The organism is Bradyrhizobium hereditatis, from assembly GCF_020329435.1.
Taxonomy (GTDB): Bacteria; Pseudomonadota; Alphaproteobacteria; order Rhizobiales; family Xanthobacteraceae; genus Bradyrhizobium; species Bradyrhizobium hereditatis.
Genome location: NZ_JAGKJK010000010.1, coordinates 170,749 through 197,286, shown reverse-complemented (window position 1 = coordinate 197,286; position 26,538 = coordinate 170,749). Strand labels below are relative to the sequence as shown.

Genomic DNA, 26,538 nt, shown 5'->3' with positions numbered 1-26,538 from the left:
CTCAAGATGGCTCCCAGCCGATTGCCAGCAGCTTGGTTGGAGGAGCGACCAGAGGTCGCCCGATCCGTTCCCATATTCCGGTCTGGCCCGTTACCTTGAGCGCCGCCCTGATGCAGTTTTCGGGCACCCGGATCAGCCCGGGTGATCTGCCCACGCGAGTGCGGTCCCGCGCGATGAGATCTGCGACCGTTACCGGCTTCGGATCCGATACGATGAAGGTTTCCCGCTTCGCGAGGGGGCTCTTGAGCGCTATCTCGATCGCGGAGTTGAAGTTCTGGATTGAGAGGACGGATCTCTGCGCGCTCAGTGCCCCGAACGGCAGCGGGATAGGAAGGCGCGAAAGCCGGTGAATGATTGCGAAGTTTCCTTTTTCGCCCTCACCATAAATCACGACCGGCCGCAAGATCGTGAATGAAATGCCCGACGCGCGAATCGCCTGTTCGGCTGCGAACTTGGAACGTCCATACGCATTATGAGGCGTTGGAAAGTCTTCTTCGGTCAGCTCGTGGTCCGCATGAGCGCCGGACTGAGCGGCGATCGAAGAAACGAATACCAGATGCTTGTCACCGGTGCGGGAGATCGCTCGCGCGAGGACCGAGGTCGCGCGATGATTGATGCGATCGTAGAGGCTGTCATCGGCATATTTGTGCGCGATACCGGCCAGATGCACCACGGCGTCGCATTGCGAAAGAAGCGGTTGCCAGTCGAACGATCCCGAGAGATCCGGAAGCGACACAGGCGTGATGTTCGGACCATCGAAAGCGAAGGCTGCCCGTGATGCCGCAATCACCTTGTATCCCTGCAGGCCGAGGTGACGAACGAGATGGCGTCCGACGAACCCATCGGCGCCGGTCACCAGCACTCTTGCTTTGGCTGCGTTGAGGCTATCGCGCGCCATCGCGCTCTCCTGTGGTCCGGCCGGACCGACAGCACGCGTCGCTTGTGAAATCGACAGCCCGGCGACAGGCTCTGGCAAAATTTTCTGCTGCATGAAATCCGCAATATTGAGCGCTGGGCTGGAGCCCCGCGAGGGCCAATATAGCCGCCCGAATCGCGTCTGGCCAACCACGGGTTTAGCAAGGGAACTCCTCGAGCCAAGGCAAGCTTGTTCCCTGAGGATAGTGACGTCGTCGCATGCCGCTGCGGTGGACAAGCTGGAATCTAGGTAGTCTAAGAGCGTGTCACGATTCTGTAGAAAAGCTGAATATGAGAAAGCGGGTTCCCTCTGACAGGCGCCGGCCCGACGCGGCCGCCGCGTCTGGCCTCGCGGTCTCGGCATGGCCGCTTCGTTAGCTCGAGATCGCATGTGCTCTTCAACTTTGTTCTTGCGATCGTCCTCCCGCCATCGTCGGGTGTCAGTCTCGTCCCGATCCGGTGACACCTGTGTCTACAGTGCCGAATTAAGCGAACGACACACGATGTCCTTAACCAGTTTTCGTCCTATCAGAACCTCGACATGAAAATCCTGACCGGCTACGACAGGTTCACGATTTAGCGCGCTGAGTGAACTACCGCTCGTCCGCGATCACCTTGCCGTCATTTGGCAGAGACCCGACGCTGACGAGCTCGACATTGCCGCCGAGCTTGGTCACCGCACGCAATGTTGCGGTGAGTTCGTCGCGCAGATTTGCAGCAGCCGATGCCGTCTCCGCCTTCAGCGTCATCACGTCGCTCTCGCCGGATCGCGTGACGACGAGACGCAGCCGTCCGAGTTCGGAGTGGCGCTTGCCGATCTCGGCGATCTGTTCGGGGCGCACGAACATGCCCTTGACCTTGGTGGTCTGGTCGGCCCGGCCCATCCAGCCCTTGATGCGCAGGTTGGTGCGTCCACAGGGGCTCGTCCCGGGTAGCGTTGCGGTGAGATCGCCGAGCGCGAGCCTGATCCAGGGATGGTGGGGGTCGAGCGAGGTGACGACGATCTCGCCGACCTCGCCAGGCGCCACCGGATCGCCGGTGCCGGGGCGGACGATCTCCAGGATCAGGTCCTCGTTGACCACCATCCCCTCACGGGCCGGCGTCTCGAAGGCCACCATTCCGAGGTCGGCGGTGCCGAACGCCTGATAGGCATCGATGCCGCGTGACTTCATTTCATCCTGCAACGATTTCGGGAAGGCCGCGCCTGATACCAGCGCGCGCTTGATCGAGGAAACGTCGCGGCCTGCGCTTGCCGCGGCGTCGAGCAGGATCTTCAGGAAATCCGGTGTGCCGCTATAGCCGATCGGCCGGTAGGCCTCGATCAGTTCGAACTGCTGCTCGGTATTGCCGGGCCCGGCCGGGATCACCGCGCAGCCCAGCGCCCGCGCCGAGGCGTCGAAGATGAAGCCGCCGGGCGTCAGATGATAGCTGAACGTGTTCAGCACGACGTCGCCGGGACGAAAGCCCGCCGCGAACAGCGCCCGCGCGCCGCGCCAGGGGTCGGCATGAACAGGCTCGGGCTCGAAGATCGGTCCGGGCGAGGTGAACAACCGCCCGAACGACCCAATTGGCGCGGCCACGAAGCCGCCGAAGGGGGGCGCTGCCTTGTGAAGGGCAGGGAGCTCCGACTTGCGCAGCACCGGCAGGCGCGCCAGCGCGGCTCGGCTGGTCACGGAAGCGGGATCGACGCCCTTCAGGCGCTCGGCATAGGCCGGCGCGGCCATCGCCTGGCGCAGGGCCTCCGGTAGCCGTGAGAAAAGCTCAGCATCGCGTTTCGCCGGCTCTCGCGTTTCAAGGGCGTCATAATAATCGGTCATGGCTGATGATCCCGCAAGAAGGGGCCGATTGCGTGCCGCCGCTGACGTGCTATCAGACGGCCTCTAACGGTGTTGCTCGTGTTCCAGGGAACGCAATGGCTGAAAGACAAACCGCTGCGGCAAAAGATGCTTCGGCCGATATCGTCGCGAGGCTGAAGCTTCGCATGATCGACCACTGCCTGCCGCTGTGGTCCACCGTAGGCTGGGACGACAAGGCAGGCGGCTTCATTGACAGGCTCAGTCCGGATGGCCGTGCAGATAGCCTGGCGCCGCGCCGGGTTTTTGTGCAGGCGCGCCAGATCTATTGCTACGCCAAGGCCGCGCAGCTGGGCTGGTATCCCGAGGGCCGCGCGATCGCGCTGAAGGGGCTGGAGCATCTGCTGGCCAAAGCAAAAGCTCCCGACGGCAAACCGGGCTTCGTCCATACGTTGGCGCCGGATGGGTCCGTGCTGGATCCGCTGCGCGACTCCTATGATCACGCCTTTATCCTGCTCGCACTCGCCACCACCTACGGTCTCGATCGCGATGCGCAGGTCCGCACCGAGATCGACGCGCTGTGTCACTTCATCGAGACGGAGCTGCGCTCGCCGCATGGCGGTGTTCACGAAGGATTGCCGCCTTCGATGCCGCGACGGCAGAATCCGCACATGCATCTGTTCGAAGCGATGATTGCCGCCTTCGACGCGACGCATGACCTTGTGTTCCAGAACCGGGCCGGCAACTTCTTTAGCCTCTTTCTGGCCAACCTCTACGATAAGCAGCGGCAGGTGCTGGGCGAGTATTTTGAAGAAGACTTGTCGAAGATCGAGCCCGTCAGTGTCGAGCCGGGCCATCAGGCGGAGTGGGCGTGGCTGCTCAAAGGCTTTGAACGCATCACCGGCTGCCCGACCGGACGCTACCGCGGTGAATTGCTGGCCTCGGCGCTGCGCTATCGCGACGAAGCGACCGGCTGCCTGATCGACGAGGGCGATGCCAGCGGCAACATCAGGCGGCATACGCGGCGGCTGTGGCCGCAAACCGAGATTGCCAAGGCGTGGATCGCGCAGGCCAAGTCGGGCGAGGCGGGGGCCGCGGCTGAAGCGCGCGCGGCGTTGGCGCGGCTCGAAAGGCATTACCTCAGCCACCCCGTTGCGGGCGGCTGGTACGACCAGTTCGACAGCGACGGCAACTCGCTGGTCGCCACCATTCCTGCGTCTTCGTTCTATCATGTTCTTTGCGCGGTCACCGAAGCGGAGCAGGTGCTCGGATGAGCATCTGAATTTGCTTACAGCCACCGCTTTCGTCGCTTGAAGCTTTTCAGGTTCTTGAAACTCTTGCGCTGGTCGCCGGCGCCGCCGAGATAGAATTCCTTGACGTCCTCGTTGTCGCGCAATTCACCGGCCGTGCCGTCGAGCACCACCTTGCCCTGTTCCATGATGTAGCCGTGGCTCGCGACCGATAGCGCGGCGCGCGCATTCTGCTCGACCAGGAGAATAGTGACGCCGAGGTCGCGGTTAATCTCCTTGATGATGGAGAACACTTCCTTCACCAGCAGCGGCGACAGGCCCATCGAGGGTTCGTCCATCAGGATCACCTTCGGGCGCGCCATCAGCGCGCGGCCGATCGCCAGCATCTGCTGTTCGCCGCCGGAGAGATAGCCGGCCAGCCCGGTGCGCTCCTTGAGCCGCGGGAAATATCTGAACACCATGTCGATGTCGTCGGCGATCTCCTTGTCGGTGCGGGTAAACGCGCCGAGCTTCAAGTTTTCAATCGACGTCATGTCGGCGATGATGCGGCGTCCCTCCATCACCTGGAAGATGCCGCGGCGGACGATCTTGTCGGGATCGATGCCGTTGATGCGCTCGCCGTCGAACAAGATCTCGCCGCGGATAACCTCACCGTCCTCGGTCTTGAGCAGGCCCGAGATCGCCTTCAGCGTTGTCGACTTGCCGGCACCGTTGGCGCCGAGCAGCGCCACGATCGCGCCTTTCGGCACCTCAAGGCTGAGGCCGCGCAACACCAGGATGACTTTGTCGTAGACCACCTCGATGTTGCGGACGTTGAGCAGTGGGGCGGTTTGTGCTGCTGCCGCAGGACGATTGATCGTGGTTGCTTCAGTCATGTTCTTGATCCCAGCGCTAATGGTGGAGTGCGCTTCCACTTCACCCATGGCTGTCATCACCCGCGAAAGCGGGTGATCCAGTATTCCAGAGAGGCCTGCGATCGCTCGAGAAGCCGCGGCGTACTGAATCCCCCGCTTTCGCGGGGGATGACAGTTGAGCGAGGAGCGCCCGCGGAGGCGTTTCCCGACCTCACCAACCCAGCCACTCGGGCTTGCGCGGCAGGTCGATCGTCTTCACCTTCTCCAGCTTGATGCCGCCGTTCTTGACGAGATCGCTGAGCGGAGCATCGGTCGCGCCGGCAACCTTCATGCGATAAAGATCAACCTTGAGCGTGCCGCGGTGATCCGTCTCGGTGAAGGTCGAGGGGTTGCAGATGCCTTCGCCGCCGGCGGGCACCCAATCCTTCTTCTGGTAGAAGCCCTTCTTGACGTTCTCGCCGGTGGCGCCGCCGTTCTTGGCAGCCCATTCGACGGCTTCCTTCATGTAGAGCGCGGTGCAGACGCCGGCGAGGTAATGCACGGGACGGTAGGCGGTACCGGCCGCGTCCGACATCTTGGAGATTTCCATGAACGTCTTCATGCCAGGCGCGTTGCCGCCCCAGGCGATCGCGGTGCGCAGCGGAAACACCACGCCGTCGGCGGCAGCACCGGCAGCCTTGGCGGCGTTCTCATCCATGCCCCAGACGTTGCCGAGGAACTGCACGTCGACGCCGGCCGCCTTGCAGGCGTTGAGCACGGAGATGTTGGAGCCCGCAGTATTGCCGAGATAGGCGTAGTTGGCGCCCGAACTCTTCAGCGTCAGGCACTGCGCGCTGTAGTCGCCGGGCGTCAATGCGAACACGATCGGCGGCAGCACTTCGAACCCGAGGTCGGTGGCAATGGCTTCACCGGCCGCCTTCGGCGCGTTCGGGTAGGGATGGTTGGCGCCCATATGAACGTATTTCGGTTTGCCGGGCTTGCCCTTGGCTTTCCAGTCCTCGGCGGCCCATGTCAGCATGCCGCGAAGTGCGTCCGAATAGCTCGGGCCATAGAAGAAGTTGTAGGGTGCCGGCTTGGCCTTTCCGCCGGCGCCGGTCGGATCGGAGAGCGCTGCGGCATAGGATGCCGAGATATCCGGGATCTTGTCCTGCGCCAGGAAACCCGTCAGCGCTTCGGTGTCAGCGGTTCCCCAGCCGAGAATGGCGGCGACCTTGTCGGCGCCCGACCATTTCTTGTATTGGGCGATCGCGCGCGGCACCTGATAGCCGTAATCGACGGTATCGAGGTTGACCTTGGCGCCGTTGATGCCGCCGCTCTTGTTGATCCATGCATAGGTGTCGGCGACACCCTGTCCGAACGGCGTTCCGACGTCCGAAGTTGGTCCTGAATAGTCGGTGAGATGCCCCAGCGCGATCGGCGCCTGGGCCGATACCGCGGTGCTACTCATCAGCAAAGCGAGCGAGGCTGTGCTCAACAGAGTCTTCATCGTCATGGACATAGTCCTCCCGGTTACTTCTCGAGGTCTTCTCGTTGTCCGCCCCCGTTCCGACCTCAATGCGAGAACGGGTAGAGTTTCCAGTATGCCTTGATCTGCCGCCAGCGATGCGCAAGTCCATCCGGCTCGAACACCAGAAAGACGATGATGATCACGCCGATGGCCATCTCGCGCAAGAAAGCGATGTTGTTCTTTAGTCCCAGAAATTGGTCGATCGGGCTGCCGCGCAGCGCGACGCTGAGCCATTCCATCGATTCCGGCAGCAGCACCATAAACGCCGTGCCCATCAGCGTGCCCATGATCGAGCCAAGCCCGCCGATGATGATCATCGCCAGGAAGATGATCGAGCGATCGATGCCGAAGCCTTCGTTGGAGACCACTAGATTGTAATGCGCATAGAGTCCGCCGCCAACGCCGGCAAAGAACGCGGCGAGGCCGAACGACAGCGTCCGGTACTTGGTCAGGTTGATGCCCATGATCTCGGCGGACAGGTAGTGGTCGCGCACTGCGACAAGCGCGCGGCCGTCGCGCGTACGGATCAGGTTGGTGACCAGGAGGTAGCAGACGATGACGTAGGCCAGCACGACGTAGAAATATTGCTTATCGCCGCGCAGCGTATAGCCGAAGATCGAGAACGGCTCGGCGCTGGCCGGAACGCTGCCGCCGGTGAACCATTCGGCGCGCGCGAAGAAGTCGAGCAGGATGTACTGTGCGGCGAGCGTCGCGATCGCGAGATAGAGCCCCTTCAGCCGCGCGGCGGGCAGGCCGAAGATCAGGCCGACCGCAGCAGTCACGACGCCCGCGAGCGGAATGCAGAAGAAGACCGGGATGCCGAACCGGTTCGAGAGATAGGCCGAGGTGAAGGCGCCAAAGCCGAAGAAGGCAGCATGGCCGATCGAGATCTGGCCGGTGAAGCCGACGACGATGTTGAGGCCGAGCGCCGCGATCCCGAAGATTCCGATCTGGATCAAGAGGCTGAGGATGTATGCGTTGACGACGTAAGGCGCAAAGCAGATCAGCACGATGCCTGCGATCATCGCGTTGCGGCTGTTCGTGGTCGGAAATACGGTGGTATCCGCCGCATAGGAGGTGCGGAAGTCGCCGGCGGGAATGAGGGTCTGTCCTGCCATGGGCTCTACCGTCCGTACCGGTTGAAATGCTTCACTGGCCCGCCTCTTGTTTGGGCATGATCGTTACCGAAAACCGGTTTCCACTTTTCGGCGATCATGCCTACACCCGCTCGATGTCCTTGGTGCCGAACAGGCCGTACGGCTTGATCATGAGGATGATGATCAGCGCATAGAACGGCGCGATCTCATAAAGATTGCCCCAGTGCAGATATTCGCTGTCGAGAAAATGCGCGATGTTTTCCAACAGTCCGATGATGATGCCGCCCAGCACCGCGCCTGCGACACTGTCGAGGCCGCCGAGGATCGCCGCTGGAAAAACTTTGACGCCATAGGCGGAGAGGCCGGCCGAAACGCCGTTGACGACGGCCACCACCACGCCCGCGACGGCGGAGACGGTCGCCGAGATCGCCCATGCCATCGCAAACACGCTTTTCACTGATATGCCGAGCGATTGTGCCACTTGCTGGTTGAACGCGGTGGCGCGCATCGCAAGACCGTATTTGGACAAGCGGAAGAACCACGCCATGCCGATCATCATCGCTACCGACACCGCAAGGCTCATCAGATAGACGGTCTGCACCTGCAGGCCGAGAATATTGACATTCTGGGTCTGGAAAATGCGCGGGAACGGCTGCAGGTTGACGCCGAACATCCACTTCATCAGCGCCGAAAACACCGTCGACAGTGCGATCGTCACCATGATCACGGAAATGATCGGCTCCCCGATCATCGGGCGCAAGATGACGATCTGGATGGCGATGCCGAACAGGAACATGAAGACCAGCGTGATCGGCATGCCCAGATAGAACGGCACCTGATATTTGGTGAGCAGCCACCAGCACACCCAGGCGCCGATCAGCAATAGTTCGCCCTGAGCGAAGTTCACCACCTGCGTGGCCTTGTAGATCAGCACGAACGACATCGCGACCACGCCGTAGAGCGTGCCGACCACAAGGCCGTTGACGAGGAGCTGGATCAGAAGCTGGGTGTTCATGCTGGTGTACCGAACTTGCAACTCGTCATCGCGGGGCTTGACCAGGCGATCCGTCGCCTAAAGCGGCGCTTTTTCGAAAGAGGATGGATGCACGGGTCAAGCCCGCGCATGACAACCGGACTTGCGGCGCCAGTGTTTGGCAACATCTTCATTCCGCGGCCTCCGCCAGCGGCGCGGGGGCGCCGAGATCGACGACCCGCAGCGTGGTGCGGATGCGCTGGGTGGTGCCGTCCTGGAAACGGATCACGGTGTCGACCGGAATGTCGCTCTTGCCGGCATAGATGGCGTCGATGATGTCGGCATATTTCTCGTTGATGACGCTGCGGCGGACTTTTCGGGTGCGCGTCAGCTCGCCGTCATCGGCGTCGAGCTCCTTGTAGAGCAGCAGGAAGCGGGAGATGCGCTGCGCCGGCGGCAGGTTGGCGTTGACGCCCTCGACCTCCTTGCGCAGCAGTGCGTAGACTTCGGGGCGCGAGGAGAGATCGGTATAGGTGGTGAACGAGATGCGGTTCTTCTCCGCCCATTTCGAAATGATCGAGTAGCGAATGCAGATCATCGCCGCCAGCGTATCGCGGCCGGCGCCGAGCACGACGGCTTCGGCGACATAGGGCGAGAACTTCAGCTTGTTTTCCAGATATTGCGGCGAGAAGCGCTCGCCGCGCGAGGTCTCGGCGAGATCCTTGATGCGGTCGATGACGACGAGCTGGCCGTGATCGTTGAAATAGCCGGCGTCGCCGGAATGCATCCAGCCGTCCTTCATGTCGGCGGCCGAGGCTTCCGGGTTCTTGTAGTAGCCGAGGAACATGTTGGGGTGGCGAACGACGATCTCGCCGACGCCGTTGACATCAGGATTGTCGACGCGGATTTCGATGTCGTCGGCCATTGGCACGCCGGTCGTATCTGGATCGACCTTGCCTGACGGATGCAGCGTGTAGGCGCCGAGCAGTTCGGTCTGGCCATAGAGCGTGCGCAGTGGCACGCCCATCGCCTGGAAGAACTTGAAGGTATCGGGACCGAGCGCGGCGCCGCCGGTCGCGGCCGAGCGCAGCCGTGTGAAGCCGAGGCGGTCGCGCAGCGCGCGGAACAGGAGCTGATCGGCAAACAGCGAACGCTTGCCCTGCGCCAGCGCTGACAGTCCCGTCTTCATGCCGATGTCAAAGAGTTTCTGCTTCAGCGGGGAGGCGTCCATCACCCCGGCGCGCACGTCGGCGGCGATCGATTCCCACAGCCGCGGCGCGAACAGCACAAAGGTCGGCGCGATCTCGCGGAAATCGTGCATCATGGTCTCGGGCTCTTCGACGAAGTTGACCTTCATCCGGCACAGCAGCCCTTTGCCGAGCGCGTAGACCTGTTCCATGATCCAGGGCAGCGGCAGCACCGAGACATATTCGTCGTTCGGTCCCTTCGGATCGAAGGCCAGATAGGTCGCGCAATGCTTCAGGACGCGCCCGGCCGCCAGCATCGCCAGCTTGGGATTTGCCGTGGTGCCCGAAGTGGTGCAGAGGATTGCGACGTCCTCGCCGCCTGTTGCGTCGACCAGGCGATCGTAGAGGCCCGGCTCGCGCGCGGCGCGATCGCGTCCCATCGCGGCCAGCTTTTCCGCCTCCATCAGGCGCGGGTCATCGTATTTCCGCATGCCGCGCGGATCGGAATAGATGATGTGCTTGAGGTTGGGCGCGCGGTCGGCCAGCGTCAGCAGCTTGTCGACCTGCTCCTCGTCCTCGGCGAACGCCAGCTTGGCCTCGCCGTAGCTCAAAAGATAGGCCGCTTCCTCGTCCAGCACGTCGCGATAGAGGCCGAGGCTCATGGCGCCGATGGCGTGGGTTGCGATTTCCGCCGCCACCCAATCGGGGCGGTTGTCGCCGATGATGCCGATGACGTCGCCGCGCCCAAGGCCGAGCTCGATCAGGCCGAGCGCGAAATCGTGCACGCGCTTCTGGTAGTCATTCCAGGTGAAGACGCGCCACAGCCCGAGATCCTTTTCGCGCAGGGCGATCTCGCCGCCATGCTCCTTCGCGTTCAGGCGCAACAGCTTCGGAAACGTATCTGCCTGGGCAACGCGTCCGGCGTAATCCATCATGCCGCGCTCTCCGCGTGCGCCGGCTTATCGTCCGGATCGACCAGAAGCTCGTCCTCTTCGCCGAGATAGGCGCGTTTGACATGGGGATCGACGAGCACGGAAGCCGGATCGCCTTCGGCGATCTTGCGGCCGAAATCCAGCACCATGACGCGATGAGAAATGTCCATCACCACGCCCATGTCGTGCTCGATCATCATCACGGTCATGCCGAACTCTTCGTTGAGATCGACGATGTAGCGCGCCATGTCCTCCTTTTCCTCGAAGTTCATGCCGGCCATCGGCTCGTCGAGCAGGATGAGCTGCGGCTCCAGCGCCATGGCGCGGGCGAGCTCGACGCGCTTGCGCAGGCCGTAGGGCAGGGTGCCTGCGGTGGCCTTGCGCACCGACTGCAGGTCGAGGAAGTCGATGATCTCCTCGACCTTGTGGCGGTGATCGAGTTCCTCGCGCCGCGCGCCGGTCAGCCAGTACAGCGATCCCGTAATGAAGTTGTTCTTCAGCAGGTGGTGCCGCCCGACCATGATGTTGTCGAGCACGCTCATATGGTGGAACAGAGCCAGATTCTGAAAGGTGCGGCCGATGCCGAGCGATGGCCGGGCGTTCGGATTAAGCCCTGTGATATCCTTGCCGCGGTAGAACAGCTTACCTTCGGTCGGTTTGTAGCGGCCCGAAATGCAATTGACGATCGAGGTCTTGCCGGCGCCGTTCGGGCCGATGATCGAGAACAGTTCGCCCTCGTTCACGCCGAATGAGACTTCGGTCAGCGCCCGGACGCCGCCGAAGCGCAGCGACACGCCGCGCACTTCCAACGTATGAGCCACTCATTCCCTCCAGATATGGCGCTTGAGCAGCGCTCTTTATCTTTTTGCAATGCGATCCTACATCGGCAGTGACGGGCAGGCCATCCGACTATCGGTAGTGGCCGATGGCTCGTCACGCCTGGCAGCGTCGCAACCCCGCCACAGCGCCATGGCTTGCGCGCACCGAGGTGGCTCTCCTTACGGCAATGCGATAGTTTGAAATGTCTTTTCCCTGACAATCTGTCGGGAAATTTTATCTGACGGCATTCCTGCTGCAGTGCAGCACGAGGTCGATGGAGACGCGACGGTCTATGCGATCATGATTGCTGCCGATTACCTCAAGCGTATCGCGGCCTGGTCGCGCGAACTGAACGAACGGGAGATCGAGGTCGCCCGGGCCGGCATTGTGGAGAAATCCTATCGCGCCAATGAGTTCATTTTCATGCGCGGCGATGCCTTCGACTACTGGACCGGCATCGTGACCGGCCTGGCCCGGATGGGCACCGTATCGAGCGGCGGCAAGGCGGCAACATTCGCGGGCCTCACAGCCGGAGCCTGGTTCGGCGAAGGGTCGGTGTTGAAGAGCGAACCGCGCCGCTACGACATGGTGGCGCTTCGGGACACCAGGCTTGCGCTGATGGATCGGGCCACCTTCTTCTGGCTGTTCGAGAACAGCGTTGCGTTCAACCGCTTTCTGGTCCGCCAGCTCAACGAGCGGCTCGGCCAGTTCATCGGCGCGGTGGAACATGGCCGCACACTCGACGCGACCAGCCGCGTCGCGCGTTCCATTGCCTCGCTGTTCAACCCGATTCTCTACCCCGACATGACGCGCCATCTCGAGATCACCCAGGAGGAAATCGGAGCGCTGTCCGGCATTTCGCGGCAAAACGCCAACCAATGCCTGAAGCGACTGGAGAAAGAGGGGCTGCTGCGGCTCGAATATGGCGGCGTTACCATCATCGAACTCGAACGGCTGCGTAACCATGGCGATTAGATTCGCCTAAGAGCCTGATTTCAAACGGCTTTGCCGATGGACTTGGCGCTGCCGAAATGTTATGGGCTGCGCGATATTTGTTGGGGTGTTTGGTTTCGTATTGGGGTATTTGGAGAAGACATGGCGGCTCAGGATTCAAAACGGCGCGTGGCGCTGATCACCGGCGTCACCGGCCAGGACGGCGCGTATCTTGCCGAATATCTGCTCGGGCTCGGCTATACCGTCCACGGCGTCAAGCGGCGGTCGTCCTCGTTCAACACCGCGCGGATCGATCACCTCTACCAGGACCCGCATTCCAACAACGTGCCGTTCCTGCTGCACTACGGCGACATGACCGACTCGACCAACCTGATCCGGTTGATGCAGCAGATCAGGCCGACTGAAATCTATAACCTCGCTGCCCAGAGCCATGTCGGCGTCAGCTTTGAAACCCCGGAATATACCGCCAACGCTGACGCCATCGGCGTGCTCCGGCTTTTGGAGGCGATCCGCATCCTCGGCATGGAGAAGGAGACGCGGTTCTATCAGGCTTCGACTTCGGAACTCTATGGCCTGGTGCAGGAGGTGCCGCAAAAGGAGACCACGCCGTTCTACCCGCGCTCGCCCTACGGCGTCGCCAAGCTCTACGGCTACTGGATCACGGTGAACTACCGCGAGGCCTATGGCATGTTTGCCTCGAACGGCATCCTGTTCAACCATGAGAGCCCGATCCGCGGCGAGACGTTTGTCACCCGCAAGATCACCCGCGGCGTCGCCCGCATCGAGGTCGGCCTCGACGAGGCGCTCTATCTCGGCAATCTCGAAGCCAAGCGCGACTGGGGCCATGCGCGGGATTATGTTGAGGGCATGCACATGATCCTGCAGGCCGACAAGCCCGACGATTTCGTGCTCGCCACCGGCGAGACGCGCTCGGTGCGCGAACTGATCGAAGTCGCCTTTGCCGAAGTCGGCCGCAGCATCGAATGGCGCGGCAAGGGCGTCGAGGAGACCGGCGTCGACAAGAAGTCCGGCAAGACCGTGGTCAGGATCGATCCGGAGTATTTCCGGCCCACGGAGGTCGACCTTCTGATCGGCGACGCCAGCAAGGCCCGGGAGAAGCTCGGCTGGAAGCCGAAGACCTCCTTTGCCCAGTTGGTCAAGGAGATGGTTGCAGGCGATCTCGAAGACGCACGGCGGGAGGCGGCGCGTGGCAAGCATTCCGTTTGAGTTGAAGGGCAAGACCGTCTACGTCGCCGGCCATCGCGGCATGGTCGGTTCCGCGCTGGTGCGCCGGCTGGGGCGTGAAGACGTCGAAGTGTTGACGACTGCCCGCAACGAGGTCGATCTGCGGGATCAGGCGGCGGTCAACAAATGGTTCGCCGCCAGGCGTCCGCAGGTGGTGTTTCTCGCCGCCGCCAAAGTCGGCGGCATCGTCGCCAACAACACGCTGCGCGCCGAATTCCTTTACGACAATCTGGCAATCGCGACGAACGTGATCCACGCGGCGCATGTCCATGGCGCCGAGAAGCTGATGTTCCTTGGGTCGTCCTGCATCTATCCCAAGCTGGCGCCGCAGCCACTGCGCGAGGATTCCATGCTGACCGGCCCGCTGGAGCCGACCAACGAACCCTATGCGATTGCAAAGATCGCCGGCATCAAGATGGTGGAGGCCTATCGCAACCAGTATGGCGCCGACTTCATCAATGTCATGCCGACCAATCTCTACGGCCGCGGCGACAATTATCATCCCGAATACAGCCATGTCGTCGCGGCGCTGATCCGCCGCTTCCATGAGGCGAAGCAATCCGGCGCCGGCGAGGTCGCGGTGTGGGGCACCGGCACGCCGCGGCGCGAATTCCTCTATGTCGACGACCTCGCGGATGCCTGCGTCCATTTGATGAAGACCTATTCGGATGGCGAACTGGTCAATATCGGCACCGGCGAGGACATCACGATCGCCGAATTCGCCCGCGTCGTGGCGGCAACCGTCGGCTACACCGGCGAGATCAGTTTTGACATCTCGCGCCCGGACGGCACGCCGCGCAAGCTGCTCGACGTCAGCCGGCTGGCCAAGCTTGGCTGGCGGGCCAGCACCAAGCTCGAAGATGGCATCAAGCTCGCCTATCAGGCCTTCCTGAGCGAGCACGCGGTGAACGCCTAGATCGCCGAGAGGCTTGTTGGGCCGTGTTGCCGCGCCAAGGTTTCACTCCTTTCGGCGAAAACCGGTATCCATTTTTCCCGATCATGCTCTAGGATATCCGACGCCGAGCGGTCGCAAGAGCCACCGGCGCAGTGGAGGAAGCATGATGAAATTTCAGCGTCGCCAGTTTTTGCGGCTCGTCGCGGGTGCGGCTGCACTTCCAGCCGCGTCAAGCATCGCCAGCGCGCAGGCCTACCCGTCGCGTCCCGTTCGTCTCGTGATCGGCTATACGCCCGGCGGCTCGGCGGACCTCACCGCGCGCCTGATGGGCCAGTGGCTGTCGGAAAAGCTCGGGCAGTCCTTCGTCATCGAGAACCGGCCGGGCGGTGGCACCAATATCGCGACCGAGCAGGTGCTGCGTGCTGCGCCCGACGGCTACACGCTGCTGCTCGTCGCGCCGGCTAATGCCATCAACGCCACGCTCTATGACAAGCTGCCGTTCGATTTCATGCGTGAGATGGAGCCGATCGCCGGCATCATTCGCTTTCCCAATGTCGTCGTGGTGCACCCGTCGCTGCCGATCAAGTCGATTCCCGAACTGATCGCCTATGCCAAGGCCAATCCGGGCAAGCTCAACATGGCCTCTTCAGGCAATGGATCGACGATCCACATGTCAGGCGAGCTGTTCAAAATGCTGACCGGGATCAACATGCAGCATGTGCCATACCGCGGCGGTGCGCCCGCGCTCACCGACATGCTGTCCGGCCAAATGCATGTGATGTTCGACAACCTGCCGACCTGCGCCGAGCACGTCAAATCCGGCAAACTGCGCGGGCTCGCGGTCACCAGCACGACCCGTTCGGACGTGTTGCCCGATCTGCCGCTGGTCGCCGACTACTTGCCAGGCTACGAGGCCAGCGCGTGGTATGGCCTCGCCGCACCAAAGGGCACGCCGGCGGAAATCGTCAACACGCTCAACAAGGCGGTGAACGAAATTCTCGCCGATCCCAAGGCAAAGGCGCGCTTTGCCGAAATCGGCGCCATTTTGCTGCCGGGCTCGCCCGCCGATTTCGGCAAGCTGGTAGCTGATGAAACCGAGAAGTGGGGCAAGGTGGTCAAGTTCGCCGGCGCGAAGGTGGATTAGGACGGGTGCTCATCAAAGTTGCGGCGAGGCAACACCGTGGCCGCGATAGGCAATGTCTGCTTTCGGCGGTAGAGCAGTCGCGGAGCATCCACATCATGATGTCCGCAAGTGACCCCAAAGGGCACGTTGGTGGCCGCAGTCTCAGAAGTTCGAATTTGACCCAACTCGGACATGAGCATTGGCCGGACATCGGCTTCCAAATGTGCTAATGGAACATCCAGTTTCCCGGGCCTTGGGGTGCCCCTTGAACAACCAGCACGTGGAGCGGCGACTGGCGGCAATTCTGGCGGCGGATGTCGCGGGCTCTTGCCGCTTGATAGGGATCGACGAAGAAGGGACGCTGGAGCAACTGAAAGCTCTCAGAAAGAACCTCTTTGATCCCAAAGTCACTGATAATCGCGGACGCATTGTCAAGAATACCGGTGACGGCGCTCTCGTTGAGTTCGCCAGCGTGGTCGACGCCGTGCGATGTGCCGACGAAATCCAACGCGGCATGGCCGAACGAAATATCACTGTGCCGCAGAACGAGCGGATTGAATTTCGTATCGGCATTCACGTCGGTGATATTATTGTAGAAGAGAATGATATCTTTGGTGACGCGGTCAATATTGCGGTGCGTCTCGAAGGGATCGCAGAACCGGGTGGCATCTACATTTCCGACGATGCTCGCCGCCAGATTCGGGCCAAGATCGGTCTCGATTACGACGATTTGGGTTCTCGGCTGCTGAGGAATATCAGCGAGCCGATACACGTTTGGCGCATTCGCGCAAACGGTCTCACCACTGCACGTGACACTCGGCTGGCTTCCCGCGACCCACTCGCGGCGGGACCAGCTGCTGGCATGGCGAAACCAGACAGGCCCGAATTGATAAGCGGCGAGCAAAACGCGACGGCTCCAACCGTATTGACCGATCCAAGATCACACCAGATGGTCGGGCGCGACGCCTCATTCCAGTTGCTGGACCGAATAACGCAGCGCATGCTGACCGGGCAGCGACAAATCGCTCTTGTCACAGGAGAGGCCGGAATCGGCAAGACGGCTTTCATCGAAATGGCTGTGGACCGGTTGACGCAGCGCGGCGTCGATTTCTTGTGCGGGCGCTGCACCGAGAGGTTTGGAACCGATGAAGTCTTCTTGCCACTGATCGACGCTCTGGTAACCCGCTGTCGCACCACAGGTGGTGGAGAACTACTGACGGCAATTCGTACCCATGCGCCAACTTGGCTGCTGCACATACCGGGCTCCATCGATGCGGCCGAGCGTGCTGCGCTCCAAAACGAAGTGTTTGGCGCTACCCGTGAGCGCATGCTCCGCGAATTTTGCGATCTTTTGGAGGCGCTGAGTACGACACGTCCGTGGGTTCTTGTTCTTGAGGATCTGCATTGGAGCGACTTCGCAACGCTGGACGTGCTATCCCGCTTCGCGCGAGGCCGTCACAAGATTTCGGCGCTGGTGCTCGTTTCTTATCGGCCCGCCGATAGCGCCATTGGCGGTCATCCAATTCGGCGGCTGCATCAGGATCTGGAGATCCATGGCTGCTGCACCGAGTTGCGACTCGATCGATTGTCCCGCGCGGAAGTTGAGCAATATGTTACGCTGAGGTTCGGCGACAATGCGTTCGCTTCAACCATAGCCGGGGCCGTGTTCGAGCGAACCCAAGGCCAGCCCCTGTTCATCGCATCGCTGCTCAAGCATTTCATCGATCAGCGAGCGGTCGTCGAAATTGACGGCGCTTGGTGTCTGTCAGCAGAGACCGCGATTTCTCAAGATGACGTACCGAACGACTTGCTGAACATGATCAGCTATCAGGTAGGCCGCCTCACGGAAGATGAACGGCGCCTGCTCGACGTCGCCAGCGTGGCAGGTGTGGAATTCTCTGCCGCGCTGGTTGCAGCCAGCTTGTCACGCGACGCCGTCGAGATCGAACGTGATCTAGATGCGTTGGCCCGCAAGGATCACATGCTGGTCCCGATCGGTGCAACCGAATGGCCGGATGGCACGTATTCGGGATCATATGCCTTCCGTCATATTCTCTATCAAAATGTCATTTATCAGCACCTTGCGCCGGGACAGCGCGTCCAAACGCACAGGCGTTTGGGCAATCGGCTGGAGAAGGCGTATCATGACCGCACCTCGGAAATCGCATCGGTGCTCGCGCTTCATTTTGAGCAGGGCCGCGATTTTGAGAGCGCCTTGCGCTATCTCGTACAAGCGGCAGAGAGTTCTGCCAAGCGCCTTGGCCACGCGGAAGCGGCCAGTTATCTGACGCGTGGCCTTGGTATTCTCGATCGCTTTGATGCGGCGGACCGATTCAGGGCGCGTATCGCTGTATTGCGACAGCGCAGTCTGGCGCTTCGCTCATGTGGCGATCTCGCCGGCTCCGTAAGTGATCTCAACGAAATGATTGCCTGCGCACGACAAGCCGGCGAGCTTCGGCAGGAGGTCGCCGGGCTTCTCGCGCTTAGCCGGTACTGCTTGCATGCCGATCGGAGAGTCTGCCTTCAAGCGACTGAAGATGTGCTGGTTAGAAGCCAAGGCCTCGAGGACGACGCCTTCAAGGCCATGGTGCAAGGCAGCAGCGCCAGTATCAACTTGTATCTCAAGGGATGGCAGGAACAGGATGCCGCTCTTTGCATGCGGGCGATGGAGTTAAGCGCCGGAGCACAAGACCACGGCACGCTGCTCCGGCGTTACGGAATCCAGGGCATTCTTGACTGCTGGAGGTCACGGTATCAGGAGTGTCGCCACTCCGCGGCGCATGGCAAACGCTTGGCAAGCGAGGCCGGAGATGTGTACGTCTTCGTCATTTTCAACGTCCTGGATTCGACCGCGCTCATTCATCTGGGTGAGTGGCGGGAACTGCAGCTCGTAACCACGGCGGCCATGGAGTTAGCGAAAAAGAACGCAAACGAACCGGCTAGTGCGTTGTGCCGTTTGACACTGGCATGGATGCACGTAGAAGCGATGGATTTTGGTGGAGCCCGTGCGCTCTGCGAAGGCGTCGACGATAGGATCCTTAACGAAAATCAATTTGCTTATTTCATTCATCGAGCGGTCTTGGCCAAGGCCTTCGTGGGACTAGGCGACCTGCAACGAGCAAGCAAACAATTCGACGATGTCCAGCGCCGCCTCGACGAGGATGGTGTCCCACTAGACTTTACAATATTCACCCAGCTTTATCATTGCCTGGGTGAATATTGTCTGCAGATTGCCGAGTTCGATCGGGCGCGAAGATGGGCCATCCAGCTTCGCGATTACGCCGCACCGGCACCCGATCGCAATCATTTGTCGCTCGCTCATGGTCTGCTGGCACGGATTGCATTCGCCGCAGGCGATCGGGAGGAGGCTCGGGATCACTTGTCCCGCGCCTTGCCGATTGTCAACAACGCCGATTTTCCTCTCGCCGCCTGGAGAGTTTATAGCGCCGCTACCGAGATATTCATGAATATCGGGGAAACCGGCGAGGCGATCAAATACCAGAATCGCTTTGCGACGGTTCTACGAACGCTCGCGCAAAATTTTGACGCCAACGATTACTTGCACAACTGCTTATTGACTGCTCTGGCGACGAAGACGACTCGATGGGGTCTCACGGTCTAACGCTTGCTGGTCGATGCCTTTTCTGGCAGGTCGCAGTCTCCTCGGGAAACCTGCCGCCGGCAACAGCGCAAGATTAGTTCGCGGACATGCGGAAATCGGCGCGTAATTCCAGCTTTCAACGGCTAAGCGGACATTTGGCCGGGTCGCATGTACTGGGTCTATTTCTGAACCGTCAGCTTCTTGCCGCCGCGCGCGGTGGCTTCTTGCCGAGCGCCGCCGCCATCGCCGAAATCAGCGGTCGCATGAAGAAGGCGTCCTCGGCTGGATAGATGTCGGTGCGCAGGCCGTGCGACTTCAGTTCGTCCGACACCGCCGGTCCGACTGACGCGATCGGGGTATGGTCAAGCCCCTGCCGCAAGCGGTCTTCGCAGCCGCGCGCGCGGGCGACCTCGATCAGGCGGCGGATCTGGCCGAGATTGGTTAGTGCGATCGCATCGACGCGGCCTTCCGCCATTTCGTCGATTGCACTGATGATGTTGGCGTCCGCGGCCTGCGCGTCATAGGCGTATGGCAGCACGGTATCGACCTCGGCGCCTTGCGCCTTGATCGCGCCGATCAGGACGCTGTGATCCTTGTCGGGGTAAAGCTGCAGACCGAGCCGATGGCCATTGAGATCGAGGCGGGAGAGCATCTCGGCGACGCCTTCGGAGGTCGGCTTCTCCGTCGTCATCTGCGGCTCGAGCCCGATTTCGCGCAAAGCGCGTCCGGGCTTGGGCCCGCGGGCGAATTTGCGCGCCTTGTCGAGGGCGGCAACGAATTCCTGCTCGACGCCGATGCGCCGCACGACCTTCATCAGCCGGCGCAGGCCTTCGCCGGTCATCAGCACCAAGTCGTCGAGGGGTTTTTCAATGGACCGCCTGATCCACGCCTCGACCGGCGCCGGGTCCGGTGCATCGTGGATGGTGAACATCGGACATTGCAGCACGTCGGCGCCCTGCTCGGTGAGCAGGCGTGAAAACTGCGCTTCCTCGCGCGTTTCCAGGATCAGGATGCGGTAACCGTTCAGTCTGTCAGCCATGGTGTCGCTCCAACGCAAATGCTGCGTGCTTTGTTCATCCTTCCTCCGGTTTCGGGATTGGCGCAAGCGCGGCTGCGGTGATAGAGCAGGGCCGCAAACCCTGAGGTTTCACCCTTCTGCCTGAATTGTAGCCAAATCCTGCGACCAAGCCCGCGTCATGCCCGATCATCAATTTGTCCTGACCCTGTCCTGCCCGGATCGCCCCGGAATCGTTTCCGCGGTGTCGACCTTCCTGGCCCACAACGGACAGAACATTCTGGACGCCCAACAGTTCGACGACGTCGAAACCAAGAACTTCTTCATGCGGGTGGTGTTCACCGCCGCCGATCTTGCCGTCGAACTGCAGGCGCTGCAGACCGGCTTCACCGCAATCGCCGATCGCTTCGGTATGGAATGGCAGATGCGCGACCGCGCCAGCCGCCGCCGGGTGATGCTGCTGGTCTCCAAATCGGATCACTGTCTCGTCGACATCCTCTACCGCTGGCGCACCGGCGAACTCGAGATGATCCCGACCGCCATCGTCTCCAACCATCCGCCCGAGACCTATGGCTCGCTCGATTTCGGCGAGATTCCGTTTCACTATCTGCCGGTCACGAAGGAAACCAAGCGCGAACAGGAAGAGGCGGTCTGGAAGCTGGTGCAGGACACCAAGACCGATCTCGTGGTGCTGGCGCGCTACATGCAGATTCTGTCCGACGAGATGTCGGCGAAACTGTCGGGGCGCTGCATCAACATCCACCATTCGTTCCTGCCGGGCTTCAAGGGCGCGCGGCCCTATCACCAGGCCCATGAGCGCGGCGTCAAGCTGATCGGTGCCACTGCGCATTACGTCACCCGCGACCTCGACGAAGGCCCGATCATCGACCAGGACGTCGAGCGCATCAGCCATCGTGATACGCCGGAAGATCTTTCGAGGAAGGGCCGCGACATCGAACGCCGCGTGCTGGCGCGCGCCGTGCGCCATCACCTCGAGGATCGCGTGATCCTCAACGGCCGCAAGACCGTGGTGTTCATGGATTAAGGAGGGCGTCAGCGGGGCTGCGACGAAGGCGCGGGCTTTGTATCCTCGCCGCGTTCGGAAGCCGGCAACAGCCGCTTCCGCTCGCGCTCCCTCATGAACTCGTCATACTGCACGGTTCCGGGACGCGGCGGAGCATCCGCCGGCAGGCCGCCGGCCCAGGCCGGAATGGCGTCGCTCACTCCCGCCGAGATCTTCTCATTGACGGTTCCACAACCGGTCAAGCCGGCGCCCGCGAGGGCAACGGTGAGGATCGTGGCTATGTGGCGCGCGCTGGTCGTCATCGGCAGTAGATTACAACTGTATCCTTTCAGGATGATGGATTTAGGGCACCGCTCTTGCGGGGCCAGTGCAGGCGCGTCTTGTTGACAGGACCATTTTATTTGTACAATCGTACAAATAGGGCGGACCGGGAGCGTTGGGCAGGCCAAGGATCATACTATAGTACCGCGTCGCATTTGCGCGTCAGTTGCAGCAGCGCTGGCTTCCTCATTGCGACACGCCAATGGTCCGATTGACAACAGGGCGGCCAAGGACGCCATGTTGCCGCGCTACCCGGCCGAAAAACTGGGTTATGGTGAGATATCAAGGGCCGGGGACTCGGTGCGAGACACAAGGCCGATAGGGGGAGAGATGCTCATGTCTATTCGCAATCAATTGTTGCTGGCCGCAGGCTCGATCGCCGCGCTGCTGACGATCGCGCCGGCGCATGCCCAGGACACGGTCAAGATCGGTCTGATTGTGCCGATGACCGGCGGCCAGGCGTCGACCGGCAAGCAGATCGACAACGCGGTCAAGCTCTACATGCAGCAGAACGGCGACACCGTCGCCGGCAAGAAGATCGAGGTCATCCTTAAGGACGACGCGGCGGTTCCCGACAACACCAAGCGCCTCGCGCAGGAACTGATCGTCAACGACAAGGTCAATTTCATCGCCGGCTTCGGCGTGACGCCGGCGGCCCTTGCCGCCGCGCCGCTGGCGACGCAGGCCAAGATTCCGCAAATCGTGATGGCGGCGGGCACCTCGATCATCACCGAGCGTTCGCCCTACATCGTGCGCACCTCGTTCACGCTGGCGCAGTCCTCGACCATCATCGGCGACTGGGCCGCCAAGAACGGCATCAAGAAGGTCGCGACGCTGACCTCCGATTATGCGCCAGGTAACGACGCGCTGAACTTCTTCAAGCAGAACTTCACCGCCGGTGGCGGCGAGATCGTCGAAGAAGTGAAGGTGCCGCTGCAAAATCCTGATTTTGCTCCATTTCTGCAGCGCATGAAGGACTCCAAGCCCGACGCCGTGTTCGTGTTCGTGCCGGCCGGACAGGGCGGCAACTTCATGAAGCAGTATGCCGAACGCGGCCTCGACAAGGCCGGCATCAAGGTGATCGGCCCCGGCGACGTGATGGACGACGACCTGCTCAACGGCATGGGCGACGCCGCGCTCGGCACGGTAACGGCGCATCTCTATTCCGCCGCGCATCCCTCGGCGGCCAATAAGGAATTCGTCGCCGCCTACAAGAAAGCGTTCGGCCAGCGCCCGGGCTTCATGGCGGTCGGCGGCTATGACGGCATCCGCCTGATCTACGAGGCGCTGAAGAAGACCGGCGGCAAGACGGACGGCGATGCGCTGATCGCGGCTATGAAGGGCATGAAGTGGGAGAGCCCGCGCGGCCCGATCATGATCGACCCGGAGACCCGCGATATCGTCCAGAACATCTACATCCGCAAGGTCGAGAAAGTCGACGGCGAACTCTACAATGTCGAGTTCGCGACTTTCGAGGCAGTGAAGGACTCCGGCAAGACGAAGAAGTGACCGAAGGTCATCCCGGGGCGCGTGGAGCGCGAACTATGGTGCGCAATTTGCGCACCTGAGATCTCGAGGTTGTTGCAAGAGATTCCGGGTTCAGCGCTGGGGCGCTGCCCCGGAATGACGAGTCCTAAAGGTTCTTTTGCCCTTCCATGACCACTTTGTTCACCATCCTGTTCGACGGTGTCGCCTACGGCATGCTGCTCTTCGTGCTGGCCTGTGGGCTGGCGGTGACGCTCGGTCTGATGAATTTCGTCAATCTGGCCCATGGCGCCTTCGCCATGGCGGGGGGCTATATCTGCGCAGTACTGGTGAATAATTCCGGCTGGCCGTTCTTCGCGGCGCTTCCGCTCGCCTTTGTCACGGCCGCGGCGATCGGCGTGCTGCTGGAGCGGACGCTCTACCGCCATCTCTACACCCGCAGCCATCTCGACCAGGTGCTGTTCACGATCGGCCTGACCTTCATGTCGGTAGCCGCCGTGGACTACATCATGGGATCGTCGCGCATCTTCATCAAGCTGCCCGCGGCGCTCGAAGGCCAGTTCGACTTCTTCGGCGTCGGCATCGGCCGTTACCGATTGATGATCATCGTGATCTGCGGTCTGCTCACGGTCGCTCTGCAACTGATACTGTCGAAAACCCGGTTTGGCAGCCGCCTGCGTGCCGCGGTCGATGATCCCCGCGTCGCCAGCGGGCTTGGCATCAACGTGCCGCAGGTCTTCGCCTTCACGTTTGCGTTCGGCTGCGGGCTGGCGGGACTGGGCGGCGCTCTCAGCGCCGAGATACTCGGGCTCGATCCGTACTTTCCGCTGAAGTTCATGATCTACTTCCTGATCGTCGTCACCGTCGGCGGATCCTCCAGCATCACCGGGCCGTTCCTCGCTTCACTGCTGCTCGGCATCGGCGACGTTGCCGGCAAATATTACGTGCCGAAGATGGGACCATTCGTCATCTACACCATCATGATCGTGATCCTGATCTGGCGTCCGAACGGCCTGTTCGGCCGCGCCGCCGCGCGGTGAGCACGCTATGAACGCGGTCTCCGATGTTTCATCCCATGCGATCGCCCGCGCCCGCTGGCGCCCGGCCGAAATCGCGTTCTGGATGCTCGCGCTGTCCTGCGCGTTCCTGTTTCCGTCCCGCTACCTGATCATGACCGACATTCTGCGGCTGGCGTTGTTCACGCTGTCGCTCGATCTGATTCTTGGGTATGCGGGGATTGTTTCGCTCGGACACGCGGCGTTCTTCGGCGTCGGAGCCTATTCGGCGGGGCTGATGGCGCTGCACGGCATCATCAACGAGCCGGTGATCGCACTGGTCGTCGCCGGCCTCATCGCCATGGTGCTCGGCTTCCTCACGAGCTTTCTCGTCATCCGCGGCGTCGACCTGACGCGGCTGATGGTGACGCTCGGCATCGCGCTGCTGCTGGAGGCGCTGGCGGAGCGCTTCTCCAACATCACCGGCGGCACCGACGGGTTGCAAGGCATCGAGATGCAGCCAATTCTGGGCATGTTCGCATTCGACATGTTCGGCAAGACCGGCTTCTTCTATTCCCTGATCGTCCTGTTCCTGCTGTTTCTCCTGGCGCGACGCATCGTGAATTCGCCGTTCGGCCTGTCGCTGCGCGCCATCAAGAACAATCCGCTCAGGGCATCCGCGATCGGCGTGCCCGTCAACCGCCGTCTGATCGCGATCTATACGGTCGCGGCGTTCTATGCGGGCATCGCCGGCGCGCTGTTTACCCAGACCACGGCGCTGGCCTCGCTCGACGTATTCGCATTCGAGCGCTCGGCCGATCTGATGCTGGTGCTCGTCATCGGCGGCACCGGCTATCTCTATGGCGGGCTGATCGGCGCGGTCGTCTTCAAGATGCTGCAGGAGCTGTTTCAGACCATCACGCCGCAATACTGGCTGTTCTGGATCGGGCTCGTTCTGGTCGTGATCGTGCTGGTCGGCCGTGATCGCATGCATCGCTGGGCGCTGTGGCTCCCGAACCTCATCATCCGGCAGATCGCCGGACGAAAAGCCGTCGTTGCCGTCCCCGAAAGCGATGCGCCATGACGATCGCACTCGAAACCAGGGGGCTGGAAAAATCCTTTGGCGGCCTGAAGGTCACGCGCGATTTGTCGCTGAAAGTGGAGCAGGGCGCCCGCCATGCCCTGATCGGGCCGAACGGCGCCGGCAAGACCACCGTCATCAACCTTCTGACCGGCGTGCTGAAGCCCAATGGAGGGCGCATCCTGCTCGAAGGCAACGACATCACCGATCTCGCCGTTCACAAGCGGGTGCTGCGCGGGCTGTCGCGCACGTTCCAGATCAACCAGCTCTATGCAGACCTGACCCCGCTCGAAACCATTGGGCTTGCCGTCTCAGAACGGCTTGGCCGCGGCGGCGACTGGTGGCGGCGGATGGGCACGCGCGGCGACGTCAACCAGGAAATCGCCGAAACGCTCGGGCGTTTTCATCTGCTCGACGTGATGAACGAGCGCACGGCGACGCTGCCCTATGGCAAGCAGCGCTTGCTCGAAATTGCGGTGGCGATTGCCACCCGTCCGCGTGTGCTGCTGCTCGATGAGCCCGCCGCCGGCGTGCCCGAAAGCGAGCGGCACGACATTCTGGCGGCGGTCGCCGCGCTGCCGCGCGACGTTACGGTATTATTGATCGAGCACGACATGGATCTGGTGTTTTCCTTTGCCGACCGCATTTCGGTGCTGGTCAACGGTGCCATGCTGGTGGAGGGCCCGCCGGACGAAGTGGCGCGGGATCCGCAAGTGAAGGCGGTGTATCTCGGCGAGGCCGTCCATGCCTGAGCTTCTCGCGATTGATGCCTTGCGCGCCGGCTACGGCGAGGCGGTGGTGCTGCCCTCGATGTCGCTGACGCTCGGCGAGGGCCAGGTGCTGGCACTCTTGGGCCGCAACGGCACCGGCAAGACCACGCTGATCAACTCGATCGTGGGCATCACGCGCCGCTTCGGCGGCACGATTGCGCTTGGCGGGCTTGATATCACCGCGATGCGGTCGGACCAGCGGGCGCGGGCCGGAATCGGCTGGGTGCCGCAGGAGCGCAATATCTTCCGCTCGCTGACGGTCGAGGAGAACATGACCGCTGTGGCCCAGCCCGGCCCCTGGACCGTGGAAAAGGTTTACGAGATGTTTCCGCGGCTGAAGGAGCGCCGCAATAATTTCGGCAACCAGCTTTCCGGCGGCGAGCAGCAGATGCTGGCGATCGGCCGCGCGCTCACCCTCAACCCGAAGGTCCTGCTGCTGGACGAGCCGACCGAGGGGCTGGCGCCGATCATCGTCGAGGAACTGCTCCGGGCGCTCGGCACGATCACCCGCTCGGGGGGCATCTGCTCCATCATCGTCGAGCAGAATGCGCAAAAGATTCTGGGGCTGGCAGATCGGGTTGTGATATTGGAACGCGGCGCGGTCGTGCATGATGCGGCCAGCAGCGCGCTAAAGGCCGATCCCGCCGTACTCGAACGCTATCTCGGCGTGGCCGGCGCCGGAGCGCACTAGATTGATGGGAG

The 26,538-nt window shown here is 61.9% G+C and carries 22 protein-coding genes; 12 read left to right on the top strand and 10 right to left on the bottom strand.

Annotation, left to right across the window (positions count from 1 at the left end; genetic code table 11):
• Position 1: 1 nt before the first annotated feature.
• Both J6524_RS23620 and J6524_RS23615 read right to left on the bottom strand, forming a co-directional pair.
• Positions 2-898, bottom strand: a complete 897-nt coding sequence (locus tag J6524_RS23620; RefSeq protein WP_225674957.1) for an NAD-dependent epimerase/dehydratase family protein — start codon at positions 896-898, stop codon at positions 2-4.
• A gap of 610 nt (positions 899-1,508) precedes the next feature.
• The gene (locus J6524_RS23615; protein ID WP_225674954.1) at positions 1,509-2,732 is read right to left on the bottom strand and encodes a phenylacetate--CoA ligase family protein; all 1,224 of its coding nucleotides are present in this window, start codon (positions 2,730-2,732) and stop codon (positions 1,509-1,511) included.
• A gap of 95 nt (positions 2,733-2,827) precedes the next feature.
• On the opposite strand from J6524_RS23615, the gene J6524_RS23610 reads away from it, so the two are divergent.
• Positions 2,828-3,982 carry an AGE family epimerase/isomerase gene (locus J6524_RS23610; RefSeq protein ID WP_225674952.1) on the top strand — a complete coding sequence of 385 codons (1,155 nt, stop codon included), beginning with the start codon at positions 2,828-2,830 and terminating at the stop codon, positions 3,980-3,982.
• A gap of 14 nt (positions 3,983-3,996) precedes the next feature.
• On the opposite strand, the gene J6524_RS23605 is transcribed toward J6524_RS23610, so the two are convergent.
• The 6 genes from J6524_RS23605 to J6524_RS23580 form a co-directional block, all read right to left on the bottom strand.
• A complete protein-coding gene (locus J6524_RS23605; RefSeq protein WP_225674950.1) occupies positions 3,997-4,833 on the bottom strand; it encodes an ABC transporter ATP-binding protein in 837 nt (278 codons plus the stop codon).
• 190 nt (positions 4,834-5,023) lie between these two features.
• Entirely contained in the window at positions 5,024-6,304 is a 1,281-nt protein-coding gene (locus J6524_RS23600; RefSeq protein ID WP_225674948.1) for an ABC transporter substrate-binding protein, read from the bottom strand.
• A gap of 59 nt (positions 6,305-6,363) precedes the next feature.
• On the bottom strand, positions 6,364-7,437 hold the full coding sequence (locus J6524_RS23595) for a branched-chain amino acid ABC transporter permease (protein WP_225674946.1): 1,074 nt from the start codon (positions 7,435-7,437) through the stop codon (positions 6,364-6,366).
• A gap of 100 nt (positions 7,438-7,537) precedes the next feature.
• On the bottom strand, positions 7,538-8,431 hold the full coding sequence (locus J6524_RS23590; RefSeq protein ID WP_225674944.1) for a branched-chain amino acid ABC transporter permease: 894 nt from the start codon (positions 8,429-8,431) through the stop codon (positions 7,538-7,540).
• Between the two features lie 148 nt (positions 8,432-8,579).
• A complete protein-coding gene (locus J6524_RS23585) occupies positions 8,580-10,511 on the bottom strand; it encodes a long-chain fatty acid--CoA ligase (protein ID WP_225674942.1) in 1,932 nt (643 codons plus the stop codon).
• Positions 10,508-11,329: an ABC transporter ATP-binding protein gene (locus J6524_RS23580; protein WP_225674940.1), complete on the bottom strand. Its 822-nt coding sequence runs from the start codon at positions 11,327-11,329 to the stop codon at positions 10,508-10,510. Before J6524_RS23580 ends, J6524_RS23585 begins: the two co-directional genes overlap by 4 nt.
• A 298-nt stretch (positions 11,330-11,627) precedes the next feature.
• Between J6524_RS23580 and J6524_RS23575 the strand changes: the two genes are divergently transcribed.
• From J6524_RS23575 to J6524_RS23555, 5 genes are all read left to right on the top strand, one after another.
• Positions 11,628-12,302: a Crp/Fnr family transcriptional regulator gene (locus J6524_RS23575; RefSeq protein ID WP_225675245.1), complete on the top strand. Its 675-nt coding sequence runs from the start codon at positions 11,628-11,630 to the stop codon at positions 12,300-12,302.
• Between the two features lie 120 nt (positions 12,303-12,422).
• Positions 12,423-13,508 (top strand): GDP-mannose 4,6-dehydratase, encoded by a 1,086-nt coding sequence (gmd, locus tag J6524_RS23570; RefSeq protein WP_225674938.1) that lies wholly within the window; start codon positions 12,423-12,425, stop codon positions 13,506-13,508.
• Positions 13,489-14,442 carry a GDP-L-fucose synthase gene (gene fcl, locus J6524_RS23565; protein ID WP_225674936.1) on the top strand — a complete coding sequence of 318 codons (954 nt, stop codon included), beginning with the start codon at positions 13,489-13,491 and terminating at the stop codon, positions 14,440-14,442. Before gmd ends, fcl begins: the two co-directional genes overlap by 20 nt.
• A 142-nt stretch (positions 14,443-14,584) precedes the next feature.
• Entirely contained in the window at positions 14,585-15,565 is a 981-nt protein-coding gene (locus J6524_RS23560; RefSeq protein ID WP_376712066.1) for a tripartite tricarboxylate transporter substrate binding protein, read from the top strand.
• A 244-nt stretch (positions 15,566-15,809) separates the two neighbouring features.
• Positions 15,810-19,166, top strand: a complete 3,357-nt coding sequence (locus J6524_RS23555) for an AAA family ATPase (protein WP_225674932.1) — start codon at positions 15,810-15,812, stop codon at positions 19,164-19,166.
• A gap of 172 nt (positions 19,167-19,338) precedes the next feature.
• Here the strand turns inward: J6524_RS23555 and J6524_RS23550 are convergent, their stop codons facing one another.
• On the bottom strand, positions 19,339-20,184 hold the full coding sequence (locus J6524_RS23550) for a uroporphyrinogen-III synthase (RefSeq protein WP_225674930.1): 846 nt from the start codon (positions 20,182-20,184) through the stop codon (positions 19,339-19,341).
• A gap of 157 nt (positions 20,185-20,341) precedes the next feature.
• Here J6524_RS23550 and purU point away from each other — a divergent pair, with 157 nt between their 5' ends.
• The gene (gene purU / locus J6524_RS23545) at positions 20,342-21,205 is read left to right on the top strand and encodes a formyltetrahydrofolate deformylase (protein WP_225674928.1); all 864 of its coding nucleotides are present in this window, start codon (positions 20,342-20,344) and stop codon (positions 21,203-21,205) included.
• A gap of 8 nt (positions 21,206-21,213) precedes the next feature.
• On the opposite strand, the gene J6524_RS23540 is transcribed toward purU, so the two are convergent.
• Positions 21,214-21,486 (bottom strand): hypothetical protein, encoded by a 273-nt coding sequence (locus J6524_RS23540; RefSeq protein ID WP_225674926.1) that lies wholly within the window; start codon positions 21,484-21,486, stop codon positions 21,214-21,216.
• Between the two features lie 355 nt (positions 21,487-21,841).
• Between J6524_RS23540 and J6524_RS23535 the strand changes: the two genes are divergently transcribed.
• The 5 genes from J6524_RS23535 (at position 21,842) to J6524_RS23515 (ending at position 26,527) form a co-directional block, all read left to right on the top strand.
• Positions 21,842-23,014, top strand: a complete 1,173-nt coding sequence (locus J6524_RS23535) for an ABC transporter substrate-binding protein (RefSeq protein ID WP_225674924.1) — start codon at positions 21,842-21,844, stop codon at positions 23,012-23,014.
• 146 nt (positions 23,015-23,160) lie between these two features.
• Positions 23,161-24,030 carry a branched-chain amino acid ABC transporter permease gene (locus J6524_RS23530; protein ID WP_225674922.1) on the top strand — a complete coding sequence of 290 codons (870 nt, stop codon included), beginning with the start codon at positions 23,161-23,163 and terminating at the stop codon, positions 24,028-24,030.
• Between the two features lie 7 nt (positions 24,031-24,037).
• Positions 24,038-25,069, top strand: coding sequence for a branched-chain amino acid ABC transporter permease (locus tag J6524_RS23525; RefSeq protein WP_225674920.1), 1,032 nt, complete (start codon positions 24,038-24,040; stop codon positions 25,067-25,069).
• Positions 25,066-25,818: an ABC transporter ATP-binding protein gene (locus J6524_RS23520; RefSeq protein WP_225674918.1), complete on the top strand. Its 753-nt coding sequence runs from the start codon at positions 25,066-25,068 to the stop codon at positions 25,816-25,818. The genes J6524_RS23525 and J6524_RS23520 overlap by 4 nt, the downstream gene beginning before the upstream one ends.
• On the top strand, positions 25,811-26,527 hold the full coding sequence (locus J6524_RS23515; protein ID WP_225674916.1) for an ABC transporter ATP-binding protein: 717 nt from the start codon (positions 25,811-25,813) through the stop codon (positions 26,525-26,527). The genes J6524_RS23520 and J6524_RS23515 overlap by 8 nt, the downstream gene beginning before the upstream one ends.
• Positions 26,528-26,538 lie beyond the last annotated feature (11 nt).

What these genes read in the sequence shown, in the direction of transcription:
- J6524_RS23620 (WP_225674957.1), bottom strand. Translation starts at nt 898, where the DNA reads ATGGCGCGCGATAGCCTCAACGCAGCCAAAGCAAGAGTGCTGGTGACC.
- J6524_RS23615 (WP_225674954.1), bottom strand. Translation starts at nt 2,732, where the DNA reads ATGACCGATTATTATGACGCCCTTGAAACGCGAGAGCCGGCGAAACGC.
- J6524_RS23610 (WP_225674952.1), top strand. Translation starts at nt 2,828, where the DNA reads ATGGCTGAAAGACAAACCGCTGCGGCAAAAGATGCTTCGGCCGATATC.
- J6524_RS23605 (WP_225674950.1), bottom strand. Translation starts at nt 4,833, where the DNA reads ATGACTGAAGCAACCACGATCAATCGTCCTGCGGCAGCAGCACAAACC.
- J6524_RS23600 (WP_225674948.1), bottom strand. Translation starts at nt 6,304, where the DNA reads ATGACGATGAAGACTCTGTTGAGCACAGCCTCGCTCGCTTTGCTGATG.
- J6524_RS23595 (WP_225674946.1), bottom strand. Translation starts at nt 7,437, where the DNA reads ATGGCAGGACAGACCCTCATTCCCGCCGGCGACTTCCGCACCTCCTAT.
- J6524_RS23590 (WP_225674944.1), bottom strand. Translation starts at nt 8,431, where the DNA reads ATGAACACCCAGCTTCTGATCCAGCTCCTCGTCAACGGCCTTGTGGTC.
- J6524_RS23585 (WP_225674942.1), bottom strand. Translation starts at nt 10,511, where the DNA reads ATGATGGATTACGCCGGACGCGTTGCCCAGGCAGATACGTTTCCGAAG.
- J6524_RS23575 (WP_225675245.1), top strand. Translation starts at nt 11,628, where the DNA reads ATGATTGCTGCCGATTACCTCAAGCGTATCGCGGCCTGGTCGCGCGAA.
- gmd (WP_225674938.1), top strand. Translation starts at nt 12,423, where the DNA reads ATGGCGGCTCAGGATTCAAAACGGCGCGTGGCGCTGATCACCGGCGTC.
- J6524_RS23560 (WP_376712066.1), top strand. Translation starts at nt 14,585, where the DNA reads ATGATGAAATTTCAGCGTCGCCAGTTTTTGCGGCTCGTCGCGGGTGCG.
- J6524_RS23550 (WP_225674930.1), bottom strand. Translation starts at nt 20,184, where the DNA reads ATGGCTGACAGACTGAACGGTTACCGCATCCTGATCCTGGAAACGCGC.
- purU (WP_225674928.1), top strand. Translation starts at nt 20,342, where the DNA reads ATGCCCGATCATCAATTTGTCCTGACCCTGTCCTGCCCGGATCGCCCC.
- J6524_RS23540 (WP_225674926.1), bottom strand. Translation starts at nt 21,486, where the DNA reads ATGACGACCAGCGCGCGCCACATAGCCACGATCCTCACCGTTGCCCTC.
- J6524_RS23535 (WP_225674924.1), top strand. Translation starts at nt 21,842, where the DNA reads ATGTCTATTCGCAATCAATTGTTGCTGGCCGCAGGCTCGATCGCCGCG.
- J6524_RS23530 (WP_225674922.1), top strand. Translation starts at nt 23,161, where the DNA reads ATGACCACTTTGTTCACCATCCTGTTCGACGGTGTCGCCTACGGCATG.
- J6524_RS23525 (WP_225674920.1), top strand. Translation starts at nt 24,038, where the DNA reads ATGAACGCGGTCTCCGATGTTTCATCCCATGCGATCGCCCGCGCCCGC.
- J6524_RS23520 (WP_225674918.1), top strand. Translation starts at nt 25,066, where the DNA reads ATGACGATCGCACTCGAAACCAGGGGGCTGGAAAAATCCTTTGGCGGC.
- J6524_RS23515 (WP_225674916.1), top strand. Translation starts at nt 25,811, where the DNA reads ATGCCTGAGCTTCTCGCGATTGATGCCTTGCGCGCCGGCTACGGCGAG.